This window comes from Pseudobacter sp. (assembly GCF_051955275.1).
Taxonomy (GTDB): domain Bacteria; phylum Bacteroidota; class Bacteroidia; order Chitinophagales; family Chitinophagaceae; genus Pseudobacter.
Genome location: NZ_JBQCGW010000074.1, coordinates 1 through 14,361, shown reverse-complemented (window position 1 = coordinate 14,361; position 14,361 = coordinate 1). Strand labels below are relative to the sequence as shown.

General features: G+C 47.3%; 16 protein-coding genes. 7 read left to right on the top strand and 9 right to left on the bottom strand.

Translation table 11 applies throughout. The annotated features are described in order from the left end of the window. The 7 genes from ACTHMC_RS06510 to ACTHMC_RS06480 form a co-directional block, all read right to left on the bottom strand. The coding region (locus tag ACTHMC_RS06510) for a glycosyltransferase (protein WP_440411910.1) at window positions 1-901 on the bottom strand (901 nt) is incomplete at its 3' end. 405 nt (window positions 902-1,306) lie between these two features. Beyond that, on the bottom strand, window positions 1,307-1,681 hold the full coding sequence (locus ACTHMC_RS06505) for an RNA recognition motif domain-containing protein (RefSeq protein ID WP_440411908.1): 375 nt from the start codon (window positions 1,679-1,681) through the stop codon (window positions 1,307-1,309). A gap of 360 nt (window positions 1,682-2,041) precedes the next feature. Continuing rightward, window positions 2,042-2,488, bottom strand: coding sequence for a 50S ribosomal protein L9 (rplI, locus tag ACTHMC_RS06500; protein ID WP_440411906.1), 447 nt, complete (start codon window positions 2,486-2,488; stop codon window positions 2,042-2,044). A gap of 10 nt (window positions 2,489-2,498) precedes the next feature. After that, window positions 2,499-2,765 (bottom strand): 30S ribosomal protein S18, encoded by a 267-nt coding sequence (gene rpsR / locus ACTHMC_RS06495; protein WP_440411905.1) that lies wholly within the window; start codon window positions 2,763-2,765, stop codon window positions 2,499-2,501. A 5-nt stretch (window positions 2,766-2,770) separates the two neighbouring features. After that, a complete protein-coding gene (gene rpsF, locus ACTHMC_RS06490; RefSeq protein ID WP_440411904.1) occupies window positions 2,771-3,127 on the bottom strand; it encodes a 30S ribosomal protein S6 in 357 nt (118 codons plus the stop codon). 170 nt (window positions 3,128-3,297) lie between these two features. Beyond that, complete coding sequence (locus tag ACTHMC_RS06485; protein WP_440411903.1) at window positions 3,298-3,423, bottom strand: hypothetical protein; 126 nt, start codon at window positions 3,421-3,423, stop codon at window positions 3,298-3,300. A 42-nt stretch (window positions 3,424-3,465) separates the two neighbouring features. Then, window positions 3,466-3,981, bottom strand: a complete 516-nt coding sequence (locus ACTHMC_RS06480) for a hypothetical protein (protein ID WP_440411901.1) — start codon at window positions 3,979-3,981, stop codon at window positions 3,466-3,468. A gap of 210 nt (window positions 3,982-4,191) precedes the next feature. Here ACTHMC_RS06480 and htpG point away from each other — a divergent pair, with 210 nt between their 5' ends. Then, window positions 4,192-6,039, top strand: a complete 1,848-nt coding sequence (gene htpG / locus ACTHMC_RS06475) for a molecular chaperone HtpG (protein WP_440411900.1) — start codon at window positions 4,192-4,194, stop codon at window positions 6,037-6,039. Between the two features lie 15 nt (window positions 6,040-6,054). Here the strand turns inward: htpG and recJ are convergent, their stop codons facing one another. Next, window positions 6,055-7,764: a single-stranded-DNA-specific exonuclease RecJ gene (gene recJ / locus ACTHMC_RS06470; RefSeq protein WP_440411898.1), complete on the bottom strand. Its 1,710-nt coding sequence runs from the start codon at window positions 7,762-7,764 to the stop codon at window positions 6,055-6,057. A 36-nt stretch (window positions 7,765-7,800) separates the two neighbouring features. Next, window positions 7,801-8,763 (bottom strand): polyprenyl synthetase family protein, encoded by a 963-nt coding sequence (locus tag ACTHMC_RS06465; protein ID WP_440411896.1) that lies wholly within the window; start codon window positions 8,761-8,763, stop codon window positions 7,801-7,803. Between the two features lie 347 nt (window positions 8,764-9,110). On the opposite strand from ACTHMC_RS06465, the gene ACTHMC_RS06460 reads away from it, so the two are divergent. The 6 genes from ACTHMC_RS06460 to ACTHMC_RS06435 all read left to right on the top strand — a co-directional run. Then, complete coding sequence (locus tag ACTHMC_RS06460; protein WP_440411894.1) at window positions 9,111-10,622, top strand: OmpA family protein; 1,512 nt, start codon at window positions 9,111-9,113, stop codon at window positions 10,620-10,622. Window positions 10,623-10,780: 158 nt separating this feature from the next. Next, on the top strand, window positions 10,781-11,596 hold the full coding sequence (locus ACTHMC_RS06455; protein ID WP_440411892.1) for an outer membrane protein assembly factor BamD: 816 nt from the start codon (window positions 10,781-10,783) through the stop codon (window positions 11,594-11,596). Beyond that, complete coding sequence (locus ACTHMC_RS06450) at window positions 11,571-11,912, top strand: DNA-directed RNA polymerase subunit omega (protein WP_127126794.1); 342 nt, start codon at window positions 11,571-11,573, stop codon at window positions 11,910-11,912. Before ACTHMC_RS06455 ends, ACTHMC_RS06450 begins: the two co-directional genes overlap by 26 nt. A 130-nt stretch (window positions 11,913-12,042) precedes the next feature. Then, the gene (gene coaBC, locus ACTHMC_RS06445; RefSeq protein WP_440411890.1) at window positions 12,043-13,239 is read left to right on the top strand and encodes a bifunctional phosphopantothenoylcysteine decarboxylase/phosphopantothenate--cysteine ligase CoaBC; all 1,197 of its coding nucleotides are present in this window, start codon (window positions 12,043-12,045) and stop codon (window positions 13,237-13,239) included. After that, window positions 13,232-14,152 (top strand): DUF4835 family protein, encoded by a 921-nt coding sequence (locus ACTHMC_RS06440; RefSeq protein WP_440411888.1) that lies wholly within the window; start codon window positions 13,232-13,234, stop codon window positions 14,150-14,152. The genes coaBC and ACTHMC_RS06440 overlap by 8 nt, the downstream gene beginning before the upstream one ends. Then, window positions 14,149-14,361: hypothetical protein (locus tag ACTHMC_RS06435; RefSeq protein WP_440411886.1), on the top strand; the 213-nt coding region annotated here is incomplete at its 3' end. The genes ACTHMC_RS06440 and ACTHMC_RS06435, both read left to right, overlap by 4 nt.

The window sequence follows — 14,361 nt, the reverse complement described above, 5'->3', positions numbered from 1 at the left end:
TGCGTCCTTTCAGCAGCAGGCCGATGCGCTTGGTGAGGATAATGGGATCCTTCTCCTGTGAGCGAAGGTCTTCCAGCTTTGCAGTAAAGCCGAATTTCCGCGCGCATTCGTCGATGGTGCGTCCCAGCAGGATGGTATCGTCCATGTCAAAAATGGCCATCTTATGAAAGCCTGCGAGCTTCTCGCGGAGCGTCTTGTTCATTTCGCGGTTCACGGCTTCCAGGGAAAGGATCTCTTCTTCGCTTACATCTTCGGGATGGGTGCGTTGAGCTTTACTGATGATAGCGCGGCTCACCTCCTTGCTCATTTTACCGAGTGCCTGCCAGGGCTTCGATTTATTTTCGATATATCCGATGTTCACTTCGCGGATGCGAGCCTTCATCAGGTACATATCAATGAGGATTCCGATGTCAACACCGTAATCGTTGAAGAGATCTATTTTGTTGAGATATGATTTTTTTCCGGCGATCATGCCGCTGAGTGGTTGGGAAAAATCCGCGAGGCCGGGGAAGAGTATATTGAGCAGGGGCTTTGCCACCAGTTCGGTTACACGGCCTGCATTGCGTGCAAAGCTGCCTTTCACGAAATCCACTTCATTATTGATCAGTGGTTCCACCAGGTTGCTGATAGTGCCTTCCGGGTAGGGATCGATATCTCCGTCGAGGAATACGATGAACTCATTGGATGAGGCATTGATACCGTCTTTCATGGAAATGCCTTTGCCTCTCACCTGGCTGGTGATCACACGGGCGCCTGCCTCTTCGGCAAGCTGTGGTGTTTTGTCCTCAGATTTATCATCTACAACAATCACTTCTGTCACCAGCGGATTACTGAGGCAGAATTTCACCACATTGGCAATCGTTTCCTGTTCGTTTAATACGGGGATAATAACAGTTAGCACAAGTACCTCCTTTTGATTTACTACGGTTTGTATTGATCTGTCTGCACGTGTGTAATAATTCCTGCCGGTTTGGTTCTGACTGGCTTGTGGCTGATGTATGAATCATTTGACAAAAGCCGTGCCTTAACACATTGAGAACGGTAAAATCTGCATCAATTGTGGATATATTCCTTTCTGCCGGACCGGGGCCGATGTGGTGCCATGTAATATGGCGGTTGAACCTTATCCAGGGGTTAAAACAATATTAAAACATTATTAAACATGCGAGGAAAGGCTGGGAAGGAAGAGGGAGAAGAGTGGAAGGATAATTCGGTTGTAGATCTCCGTTATAAAGTAAAGAGAGGGCAAAAAAAAATCCTCTTGCACCAGGCAAGAGGATTATGTTGAAGCGATTCTTTGAGTTGATTAGAAATCCCTGTTGTAACCGCCGCCGCCGCCTCTGTTGAAGCCGCCTTTTTTGTAACCGCCGCCGCCGCCGGAGCCGCCGCCGCCGAAGCTTCTTTTCTTGAAGCCGCCGCCGCCGCCGCCACCGTTCTGTGGTTTTGGTTGAGCTTCGTTAACGATGATCTTCCTGCCTAATACTTCAGATTCGTACAGGCTGGTGAGTGCATTTTGTGCTTCGCCATCTTCTGGCATTTCAACGAAACCGAAGCCTTTGCTGCGGCCACTGGCTTTGTCCTTTACGATTTTTGCTGAAGTTACAGAACCGTATTGTTCGAATAAGGTTCTCAGATCGTCGTCGGTCATTTGCCAGGAAAGGTTCCCTACGTAAATGTTCATTGTAACAATAATTTTAGATGTTCTGAAAAAACAGATAATGACGCAAGTTGCTTCAATGAACTGAGGAAACCGGAAAACAGGTAAAGCACTTCAGAACACGAGAACCGGGTCATTAACCCATACATGAAGATAAGAAATAATTTGATTTTCCAAATAAATTTTCAATCAAATCCAAAGTGGGTAAGCATTTGAAGAAATTCTGATATGTGCCGGGTAAACAGCCGTTTAGGCGGGGCGCGCATTGTGGGGTGGGGAGGGTTGGCCTGAACTGCCGGGCAACTGCAAAATCTGTGGCTGGCCGCAATAAAAAGAGGGTGAAAATTGCTTTCCACCCTCTTGAATTATCTGAAGACTTTCAGATTACTCAGCTACTACTTCGAAATCAACTTCGGTTGAATGACCGTTGCCGAAATCGATAGTTGCTTTGTAAGCACCCAGTTCTTTCACTTCATCAACGATAGAGATCTTCTTACGATCGATCTCATATCCTTTCTGCTCGCGGATGGCGCGGCTGAGCTGAAGAGAAGTTACGCTGCCGAAGATCTTGCCGCTGGTACCGGATTTAGCTCCGATAGACAGTGCTCCTTCTTTCAGTTTAGCAATTACTTCCTTGATAGCTGCCAGCATGATCTCTTCCTTCTTACGAACGATCTTCATTCTTTCATTCAACTGCTTAAGGTTGGAAGAAGAAGCTTCTACCGCAAACTTTTGCGGAATAAGGAAGTTACGGGCGTATCCGTTACGAACTTTTACCACCTCGTTTTTGGCACCTAAGTTATCTACGTCTTGTATGAGTATTACGTCCATGGTGTCCTCCTTATTTTAAAAGGTCAGTTACATAAGGTAACAAAGCCATCTGACGGGCTTTCTTAACAGCCTGAGACACTTTACGCTGGTACTTCAGAGAATTACCGGTAATGCGGCGGGGCAGCATTTTACCTTGTTCGTTCAGGAATTTTTTCAGGAACTCTGCGTCCTTGTAATCGATATACTTGATACCATATTTCTTGAAACGGCAGAATTTCTTCCTTGGTTTCTCGGTCTTTATGGCCGTCAGGTACTTGATCTCATTTGCTTTTGCCATGATGATTAGCCCTCGATTGCTTTTTCAGTTCCTGTAGGTACACCACTTCTCTTTTTACCATTGTACTCGACGGCGTATTTATCGAGTGCAGTGAACATGTGACGGAGAATGTTCTCGTCACGGAGCATCTGAATTTTGAACTGCTCATTGAAGGTGGATGGCGCTTGATATTCCATTACCCAGTACAGACCAGTGGTCTTTTTCTGGATCGGATACGCCAGTGATTTCAAACCCCAGGGATTTTCGTGCACAATAACACCGCCTTGTTCTTTAACGAACTCGGTGTATTTTTTCTGAGCCGCTTTGAAGTCGTCATCAGAAAGCACAGGGGTAAAAATCACCATCAATTCGTAATTGTTCATGATCCCTGTTTTGTTTTTAAAATAATTGAAATTTGTTCTGCCCCTTGTCCCGTCTGCGTTTCCACTTCCGGTTAAGGGGCTGCAAAGATACAGACTTGTAAGCATCCGGCAAAAGGATGGAGAGAAAAGTTTTAAGGACAGGACTTTGTGTACAATTGCCTCTGACTGAATTAATTACGTTTCCGGGCATTACTCTTTGTTTCCTTCTTTTCCTCTGCCTGCTCTTCCTCCCTGTCAGGAGCTGTCAGGTTATCCGGTTGCCTCAGCACCATAAACTGGCCTGTGATAGCCTTCACCCCCAGGTATTCATTATCCGTCCCGGAAAAACAGTAACGGCTTTATTTTCTGATCACTTTAAAGCTTCCTTTGATCTCTTTGGTACCCTGATAAATTGACTGTGTACCGCGGTATCCACCGGAATTCTGAACAATGAAGGTCCCTTCCACAGTTTCTCCCACATTCCCGAATTTGGTGATCTCCACGGCGCCTGTGCTCCATTCGGCATCATCCCCGCCTTTCCAGTAACTATGCCAGGATAACTCCGCATTATAACCTTCAGGATACCAGAAAAACTGGTTGTCCATATTCCATACGCGTTTACCGGTTCCAGGCTCTTCCCAACTGACAGATCCGTACAGGGTGGTTCCGTTCTCCGTTAATTCCCACTCCACTGCAAAGTAATCGTCTCCCGCAAATGCATGGGCCTTTTCATAATACCAGGTCTTGCCATCAAACTCAAGGGTAACGCCGGTTTTGCCGTCATCAGGCAGCGGCTTGTCTTTTTTGGAGCAGAAACTGAGCGATAACACACAGATGCAGCACAATAACAGAGATACTGATTTACTTCTCTTCATAGACTTGTTTTAAGTAGACCGGTAAAACTAGCTCTTGCCGGAAGCCACTAAAAATTTAAAAAACCAGGGCGTTTTCGCGGCAGTTTGAGGTGCAAAAAATATATGTTGAAGCAGACCGGGCAGAAAATATCCATTCAATCAACTGACATTTTTTCCGTATTGCAGGCAATGGCATTCTCTTTGGTATCTTCCGTGCAAATAACTGGCACTATGCAAAAAGGATCGATAAGGGTTCAAACCGAGAACATATTTCCTATCATCAAGAAATTCCTCTACAGCGACCACGATATCTTCCTTCGTGAGCTTATCAGCAATGCTGTGGATGCTACCCAGAAACTGAAGACCCTCAGCTCCATCGGAGAAGCAAAGGGAGAACTGGGAGAACTGAAAATAGAAGTGACACTGGATACGGAGAACAAGACCATCACTATCGCAGACCGCGGTCTTGGTATGACTGCCGATGAAGTGGAGAAGTATATCAACCAGGTGGCATTCAGCGGTGCAGAAGAATTCGTTAATAAATACAAAGGACAGAACGAGAACAATATCATCGGAAAATTCGGTCTGGGTTTCTACTCTGCATTCATGGTGAGCGACAGGGTGGAGATCTTTACCAAAAGCTTCCGCGAAGGCGCACAGCCGGTTCGCTGGGAATGCGATGGCAGCCCTGAATACCTGTTGGAAAATACAGAAAAGGAAGAACGCGGAACAACCATCGTTCTTCATATCAATGAAGAGAGCAAGGAGTTCCTGGAAGAGTCCCGCATTGAATCAGTGCTGAAAAGATTCTGCCGCTTCCTGCCTGTTCCCATCTTCTTCATCGGAAATAAAAAAGAAGAAGATACACAGCAGATCAACAATACACAACCTGCCTGGGTAAAGAAACCTTCAGAGCTCACCGCTGAAGATTATCAGGGTTTCTATAAGGAGCTCTATCCTTATAATGAAACGCCGCTCTTCTGGATCCACCTGAATGTTGACTATCCTTTCAACCTCACGGGCATCCTGTATTTCCCGAAGATCAAGCAGAACTATGAAATACAGAAAGACAAGATCCAGCTCTACGCCAACCAGGTTTTCGTAACGGATGAAGTGAAAGATATCGTACCGGAATTCCTCATGTTGCTGCAGGGGGTGATCGACTCTCCGGATATCCCGCTCAACGTGAGCAGAAGTTATCTGCAGGGCGATCCCAATGTGAAAAAGATCAACAATCACATCACTAAAAAAGTAGCGGATAAACTGGATGAGATCTTCCGCAACGAAAGACCTTCCTTTGAGGAGAAATGGGACAGCCTCGGCCTGTTTGTTAAGTATGGTATGATGACGGACGATAAGTTCCTGGAGAAGGCAAACAAATTCCATCTCTTTGCATCGGCCGATGGAAGCAAGTTCTACACACAGGAAGAATACCGCCTGGCTGCAGAGACCCTGCAAAAAAATAAAGACGGTAAACTGGTGATCCTCTACACTACCGATACCGTGCAACAGGATGCATATGTAAAAGCGGCTGAGGCCAAGGGTTATATTGTAGTGAAACTGGATACACTGATCGATGCCAGCTTCATCAACCAGATGGAAGGAAAATGGAATGATGTTCATTTCACCCGCGTGGATTCCGATATTGCGGACAATCTCATAGACAAGCAGGAGAATACTGATATGGTGCTGAGTGAAGAAGAGCAGAACAAACTGAAATCACTCTTCACCATCACACCGGCCGGATTACAGGTTACTGTTGAGCTGAAAGGGCTGAGCCCCGATGTGGCGCCGGTGGTAGCTACCAGGCCAGAGTTCATGCGCCGGATGAAAGATATGGCTTCCATGAGCGGTCCCATGGGCAGCTTCTACGCAAATATGCCGGATGAAGTAACGTTGACGGTCAATGGAAATCACCCGATCTACCAGCAACTGTTATCAACTGCCGATACAGGCAAGCAGGAAAAAATGACACGCAATCTTGCAGATCTTGCATTGCTGAGCCAGGGGTTGCTGAAAGGCGCGGAGCTGACCAGCTTCATCAGCCGCAGTGTGGACCTGTTGAAAACAGAGGCGTAAAATTTACTGCAGAAATTATAAGGCAATATGTTGCCGCAAGTCAAGCACCTTCAACTGAAGGTGCTTTTCGTTATTCCACTCATTCTCTTCAAGGCTGAACACGATGTCCACGGGTTGGCCATTCTGCAGCAGATGGAATTTGGAAGCGAGGTTGAAACCGATGCCGTTGAAAAGAATATTCCCCTGTTTAACGGAGAAGCGGATATGAACATCCTTCACGATCCGGGAGTAACCTGAATCGGTAACACCACTCACCATGAAGAGCGGTTGCATATTCTCAGGGCCGAAGGGCTCCATTCTTTTGATGATATTGAAGAAGCTTTGTTTGAGATCCGTGAGGGTGACCACTGCATCGATATTGATCTCGGGAATGAGCATGTCATCTGTGATAGTGGCAGACACCACTTCTTCGAATCTTGCCCTGAATGCCTCCACTTTATCAAGCTCCAGCGTCATGCCTGCTGCATAGAAGTGTCCTCCGTATCCCAGGAGGAGATCGCGGCACTGGTGAATGGCCTCATACACATTGAAGCCTGCCACGCTTCTGGCTGAGCCGGCGATATATTCACCTGACTGCGTGAGTACGATAGTGGGTCGGTAGTAATGATCGATGAGCCGTGAAGCAACAATACCCACCACGCCTTTGTGCCAGTGCGACTGGTACACCACGGTGGATTTGCTTTTCTCCATGGAAAGGTCGGCGCTGATGATAGCGAGTGCTTCGTCGGTGATATTCTTATCGGCTTCCTTACGGTCAGTGTTATCCGAATGCAGGATAGCGGCATACTGCCGGGCCTCATCGATATTCTTTGCGAGGAAGAGTTGCACGGCCTTGCTGCCATCGTCCATTCTGCCGGCGGCGTTCACACGCGGGGCGATCATGAATACGAGGTTGTTGATGAAGAGTTCCTTCTGTACACCACCGAGCTCTTTGAGGGCGCGGATGCCATAATTGGGTTCTTCATTTGCTTTTTTGAGGCCGTGGTATACGAGGATCCTGTTCTCGCCAACCATGGGCACAATATCGGCTGCGATGGCGGTGGCCAGCAGGTCGAGGTATTCCATGGGGGCAGAGGAGGAGAGTTCCAGTTTTTCGGAGAGGGCAGAGATCAGTTTGAAGCCAACGCCGCATCCGCAGAGCTCCTTGAAGGGGTAAGGGCAGTCAGACTGTTTGGGATTGAGGATGGCCACAGCGGGAGGCAGGATGGCATCCGGCGTGTGGTGGTCACAGATCACGAAATCTATTCCGAGGGTACGGGCATATGCAATGAGGTCGATGGATTTGATACCGCAATCCAGGGAAATGATCAGTGTGGTTCCCTGCGCATGTGCATGATCGATACCTGCTTTGGATACGCCGTATCCTTCGCGGTAGCGGTGTGGAATATAGTATTCGATATTGCCCGGTTCATAAACTTTACGGAGAAAACTGAACATGCAGGCAACGGCAGTGGTGCCGTCTACATCGTAATCGCCGAAAACGAGGATCTTTTCCCGGTTGTTAAAGGCGGTGAGTACGCGGTCAACGGCCTTGTCCATATCCTTCATCAGCCAGGGGCTATGGAGGTCAGACAGTTCGGGATTGAAAAAAGCTTTGGCTTTTTCGTAGGTATCGAGGTTCCGCTGAACCAGTATTTTGATCAACGCCGGATGTATATTGAGGTCCTGCCGTAGAGCAGCGGTCCTGTTGTCTTCGGCAGACAGTATGTTCCAGCGTTTTTGCATGTTGTCAGATGTGGAGGTATGAAAATAGGGAAATGATCAGAATTTTCTATCAGTAGTGAAACGGACGAGCTCTTCGAGGCCATTGCGGACTTCCTGGTTATCGAAATCGTTGAGGATGGCGAGGGCATCGTCGCGGTACTGGTTCATTTTCTGTTCTGCGTAATGGATGCCCCCGGCTTCCTTTACGGTATTGATCACTTCCTGTACTTTCACCGGGTTCCGGTTTTCGTTCTTTATTATATGTATCAGGCGCCGGCGGGTGGTTTTATCGGCGTTATTGAGGGTATAGATCAGGGGCAGGGTAAGTTTCTTTTCTTTGATATCATTACCTGTTGGTTTACCTACGGCTTCGTTTCCATAGTCGAACAGATCGTCCTTGATCTGGAAGGCGATGCCGGTTTTTTCGCCGAAAAGGCGCATTTTCTCTGCAATAGTTTCATTTTGGGAAGAAGAATACGCACCTGCGGAGCAGGCTGAGGCGAGTAAAGAGGCGGTTTTATTGGTAATGATCTCAAAATAAATATCTTCCCGGATATTAAGGGTACGTGATTTTTCCATCTGAAGCAGTTCTCCTTCGCTCATTTGTTTAACGGCCTGGGAGAGGATCTGGAGGATCCGGTAGTCGTCGTTGTCCAGGGAAAGAAGCATTCCTTTGGCGAGCAGATAGTCCCCAACGAGTACGGATACCTTGCTTTTCCACAGGGCATATGTGGAAAAAAATCCCCTTCTTTCGGGTGATTCGTCCACTACATCGTCGTGCACGAGACTTGCTGTATGCAGCAATTCAACGAGGGATGCTGTCCTGTAAGTGGATTCATTTACAGGTCCGCAAAGCCTGGCAGACAGCAATACAAACATCGGCCGCAGCTGTTTGCCTTTACGGTTCACAATGAACCGCATGATACGGTCCAGCAGCGGGACCTGGCTTTTGACCGCCTCCCTGAACTTTTTATCGAACGCAGCCAGTTCGTCGTGTAGTATTGCCTGTGATAGTTTCATGATTGGAAAAAGAACGGCAAACTTACTATTTTACTGTGTATATAAAACAGTAAAATAGCCCGGTTTTACTATACTCTTAAAGGGTGAAAGACAGCAAGATAATGCTTGCAACGTTGGTTAAAAAAATTTGGTATTTAGTTTGCAATTAATATTTTTGCACCTAATTCGGATATTGGTTTTCTTAATCCTTCACATAAATTTTAGTTATGGCAAGCAAAAAGTACACAGGTTTATTTGGCTTACTGTGCCTGCTCGGGTCTGGCGCGTTTGCTCAAATAGGCGGAAGTTATGACGTACAGGATTCCTCTGTAATACCTTCAAAAAGACTCCCACAGCACACAGAATTCATGGCAAATAATTACGCCTTTCCTGCCAAACCCAGAAACAAATGGGAAATAGGTATCAAAGGCGGCTATGCTTCAATTGCCGGTGACGTTCGCTCCAGGCCAGGTTTCGGCGGTGCGCTTCACGTTCGCAAAGCGTTAGGTTATGTGTTTTCACTGAGAGCAGAATTCGGCTACTATCAGGCAAAAGGTCTGAACTGGCAGCCAGGTAATGTAAATGCTCAGACTATCAAATATCAATACGCTGGTTTACCATTAGGATCAGACATGTTCTACAACTACAAGAGCACAATGTATGATGGTAGCATCCAGGGTGTATTCACGCTGAACAATATTCGTTTTCACAAGGCCAAGAGCGGCTTCAACATGTACGGTTTCGTAGGTGTGGGCGGCCTGGTATATGACGTGAAAGTGAATGCAAGAAACGGCAGCAACCCTTATGATTTCTCTACTATCGTTGCTAAATATGGCGGTGGTACAGAACCATACAAATACAAAGACAGAAAGGACATCCGTAAAGATCTGAAGGATCTGATGGATGATTCTTATGAGACTCCTGCTGAAAGGGATAAAGGACCAGAACTGGGCGGTAAGCCATTGAAACCCACATTCGTAATGGGTGGTGGTGTTCAGTTCAGGCTCAGCAAAACCATCAGCCTCGCTATCGAAGACAGGGTAACAGTTGCAAAAACTGACCTGCTCGACGGTCTGCAATGGCAGGAAAACTCAGTGACCAACCCGGCACTGACTCCTGACAAAGACATCTTCAACTTTGCTTCAGTTGGTCTGAACTTCAACATCGGCGCAAAATCTGTTGAGCCCCTCTGGTGGCTGAATCCGCTGGATTACGCTTACAACGAGATCAACGCTCCACGTCACATGAAACTGCCAAAACCAGTTCTGGACGATGCTGATGGCGACGGTATCACTGACCAGTTCGATAACGAACCCAACACTCCTGCAGGTGCACCTGTTGATTCTCATGGTGTTAGCCGCGATACAGACGGTGATGGCGTTCCTGACTACAAAGACAAAGAACTCATTACTCCTACACAATGTCAGCCTGTTGACGCTGATGGCGTAGGTAAATGCCCAGAGCCAGAGTGCTGCAAAGAGCTCCGTGACCTGATCAACAGCGGAAGCTTCAACAAAACCAAATGCAATATTGGTGACCTGCCAAGCATCTCTTTCAAAGGCAAAACTGTAGTTCTGAGCAAGGATGCTAAAGCCCTCCTGGCCAGCGTTGCCCAGAAAATGAAAGACAATCCTGATTGTAAGATTGCTGTTGTAGGCTATTGCGCTACCAACAAAACTGAGCAGCAATTGAGCTGGGATCGTGTAAACTCAGTAATCAATCACCTGGTTGAAAAAGAAGGTATCAGCGCTGACCGCTTTATCTTCAAATATGGTGAAATGAACGGTGATTGCAATACCGTTGACCTGCGTGACGGTACTGGTGAAGAAGGACCTACTTCTGTTCCTGCACCGCACCCGAATCTGCGTCGCAGAGGATAATCTTTTTGCTTTGACTTATACTAAAAGCCCTTTGTTCGGCCGCCGGTTAACCCCGGCGGTTGATCAAGGGGTTTTATAATTTTATTAACTTCCGGTTTTTGAGGATCATAACTAATCCTTTAATATTTGTAGCTAAATCCTTAACTTTGCCCACTTTTATGAGATTAACTGTCATCTTCATATTCCTGGCCTTTACAGCCGTTTCCTGCTCCAAGTTTGCCAAAGTGCAGAAGAGCAACGATTATGAGTATAAGTTGAGGATGGCTGAAAAGTACTACGTGGCCAAGAAGTATCATTATGCTTCCCAGCTGTATGCTGAGCTCTTCCCCCTCCTGAAAGGACAACCACAGTTTGAAGATCTTTTCTATAAATACGCTTACTGTAGCTATTACCTGCGCGACTGGCCCAATGCGGAATCACTCTTCAAGCAATTTGTGGAGGTGTTCCCCAACAGCCCTAAAGCAGAGGAAATGGAATACATGAGAGCGTATACCTATTTCCGCCAGAGCCCCAAGGCTGAGCTTGATCAGACCAATACGCAGAAAACGATCGGCCTGATGCAGACATTCATCAATACCCATCCGGAGTCTCCCCGTTCAAAGGAAGCCACCGGTATCATTGATAAATGCCGCGAAAAACTGGAGGACAAAGCATTGAAAAGCGCTGATCTCTATTTCAATATGGGACATTACAGGGCTGCCGGTATTGCATATACCACACTCATGAATGATTTCCCGGACTCTGAAAGGAGTGACGACTATAAATTCCAGGTGATCAAATCATATTATCAGTTTGCATCCAACAGTATCGAAGACAAGAAACCTGCGCGTTTTGAACAGGTGGTGACAGAATGCAACGATTTTATCGATCGCTTCCCGGACAGTAAGCTGCGTAAGGAAGTGGACAGTTACCTGACTCTATCTAAAAACAATATTAAAGCTACATCTAATGAGCAAGCTAAGACGTCAAATTAGTGCTAACACCACTAACGTAGCAGAAACCAAGGATCTGAACGTGATCAAGTCCAAGACCGGTAATGTATACGAGTCAATCGCTATCATTGCCAAGCGTGCCAATCAGATCAATATTGGTTTGAAAGAAGAACTGCACAATAAGCTGGAAGAGTTTGCTAGCCATACAGACAGCCTCGAAGAGATCCACGAGAACAAAGAGCAGATCGAGATCTCCCGTGCCTATGAGCGTATGCCTAACCCGGCATTGCTGGCTACCCAGGAATTCCTGGAAGACAAGATCTACCATCGCAAGAACGAGGATGACCTGTTCAGCTAAATATGGCTGTTGGATATAACTAAAATTCGTGAAGCGACAGACATCGTTCTGTCGCTTTTTTTGTCTGAACAGGCCTGCAAACCGCAAAGCCCCATAACATTACCTGTCAGAAACTTCTTAATTTTAGCCTATGTTCCAGGGAAAGAAAATATTGCTGGCCATCACCGGAAGCATCGCGGCGTATAAATCCATCCTCATCGTAAGAGCGCTCATCAAAGCAGGCGCCGAAGTGAGGGTGATAATGACCCCTTCCGCAAAAGACTTCGTTACCCCACTCACCCTTTCCACCCTTTCAAAGAACCCGGTTATTTCAGAGCTGTTCACAGAACAGGCCTGGAGCAATCATGTTATGCTGGGCCGGTGGGCCGATGTGATGCTGGTAGCCCCCCTCAGTTGCAATACCCTCGCCAAAATGGCCACAGGCCAATGCGATAATATCGTTATGGCCACTTATCTCTCCGCTACCTGCCCTGTAGTGGTGGCGCCAGCCATGGACGAGGATATGTGGCATCACCCTACAACAAAAAATAATCTTGCTGCACTGGAATCCTTTGGGAACAAAGTGATCCCCGTGGATAAAGGCGAACTGGCCAGCGGCCTTCACGGCGATGGACGGATGGCAGAACCGGAAGCCATCCTGCAATACCTGCAGGACCATCTTTTCCAGACCCGCGACCTGGAAGGTAAACGGGCCCTGGTAACTGCCGGGCCAACATACGAACCGCTCGATCCCGTTCGTTTTATCGGAAACCATTCCTCCGGGAAAATGGGAATTGCCATTGCAGAAGAACTGGCCCGCAGGGGCGCTGAAGTGAAGCTGGTGCTCGGCCCTACCAGCAACACTACTCATGCCAAAGGCATAGAAGTACAACGGGTGCAGACAGCCGAAGAAATGTACCAGGCCTGCATAGACTACTGGCCTTCCGCCTCTCTCGCCGTAATGTCCGCAGCAGTGGCGGATTACACGCCGGGAAGCCGCTCCGCCGAAAAGATCAAGAAAACGGAAGCTATATTCACCCTGGAGCTGTCAAAGACCAAAGATATCCTGGCCAGTCTGGGTGAACGCAAACACAATGGCCAGTTACTGGTTGGTTTCGCTCTTGAAAACCGCAATGAGAAAGAATATGCGCAGTCAAAGCTGCAAAAGAAAAATGCAGATATGATTGTGCTTAATTCCCTCAACGATGCCGGCGCCGGCTTCGGGTATGATACCAATAAGGTCACCATCTTTGAAAAAGGAGGAAAGGAACTGGCCTACAACAGAAAGCCCAAGAGCGAAGTGGCCAGGGATATTGTTGACAGAATCGTAAACCTGCTATATGCGTAAACAGATATTGCTGATACTGACAGTGGCCATGCTGCCCATGCTGGGGCAGGCGCAGGAACTGAATGCCCGCGTATCCATCAATGCCAGCCGCATCAGTTCGCAGACGGATAAAAAGGTATTTTCCACTTTACAGAATACCATCACCAGTTTCCTGAATAACCGGAAGTGGACCAATGAAACCTTCCAGGCAAATGAAAAGATCAATTGTAATTTCCTGCTGGATATCGGGGAGGCACAACCGGGAAATATTTACAAGGCAGTGATCACGGTGCAGGCCGCCCGCCCCGTTTTCAACTCCACTTACGAAACGCCGCTGATCAATTTCAGGGACGAAGTGGTAGCCTTCCGTTATGTTGAATTCCAGCCTTTCGAATTCAATGACAACCGCGTGGCAGGCTCCGATCCGTTGGTTTCCAATCTCTCCGCAACTTTCGCGTATTACGTGTACATCATACTGGGACTGGATTTCAACTCATTTGCACTTCGTGGAGGTGATCCTTATTTCCAGAAAGCGCAGAACATAGTCAACAATGCTCCCGAGAACAGGGATATTGCCGGCTGGAAAGCTTTTGACGGACTGCGTAACCGCTACTGGCTGGTGGAAAACCTGGTGAACAACCGGTATAATTCCATCCACGATGCCATGTACAGTTATTACCGCCTGGGAATGGACAATATGTATGAGAACGAAAATGAAGCACGCAACGCTGTGCTCAATACGCTCAACATGCTCAACAGCCTCAACAATGATATCGGTAATACCATGATCATTCCTTTTTTCCTGCAGGGAAAATCGCAGGAACTGATCAGGATTTTCAAGAAAGCAACCCCTGAAGAACGACAGAAGGCGCGGGATATACTCATGAAAATAGATATCACCAATGCCAATACCTATAAATCGGAATTGAAATGAGGAAAAGCGGATTAGTGGCATGGGTCACGGGAATCAGCCTGGCTGCGGTTTTCAGTGCATGCTCTGATAAAACGAGAGTGCCTTCGGATGTGCTTGACCGTGAGGAAATGGAGACCGTGATGTGGGATATGATCCTGGCTGACCGCTATGCTATCACCTACCTGCCGATGGATTCCGTGAAAAGAAAAGATATAAAAACGGAAACCCTG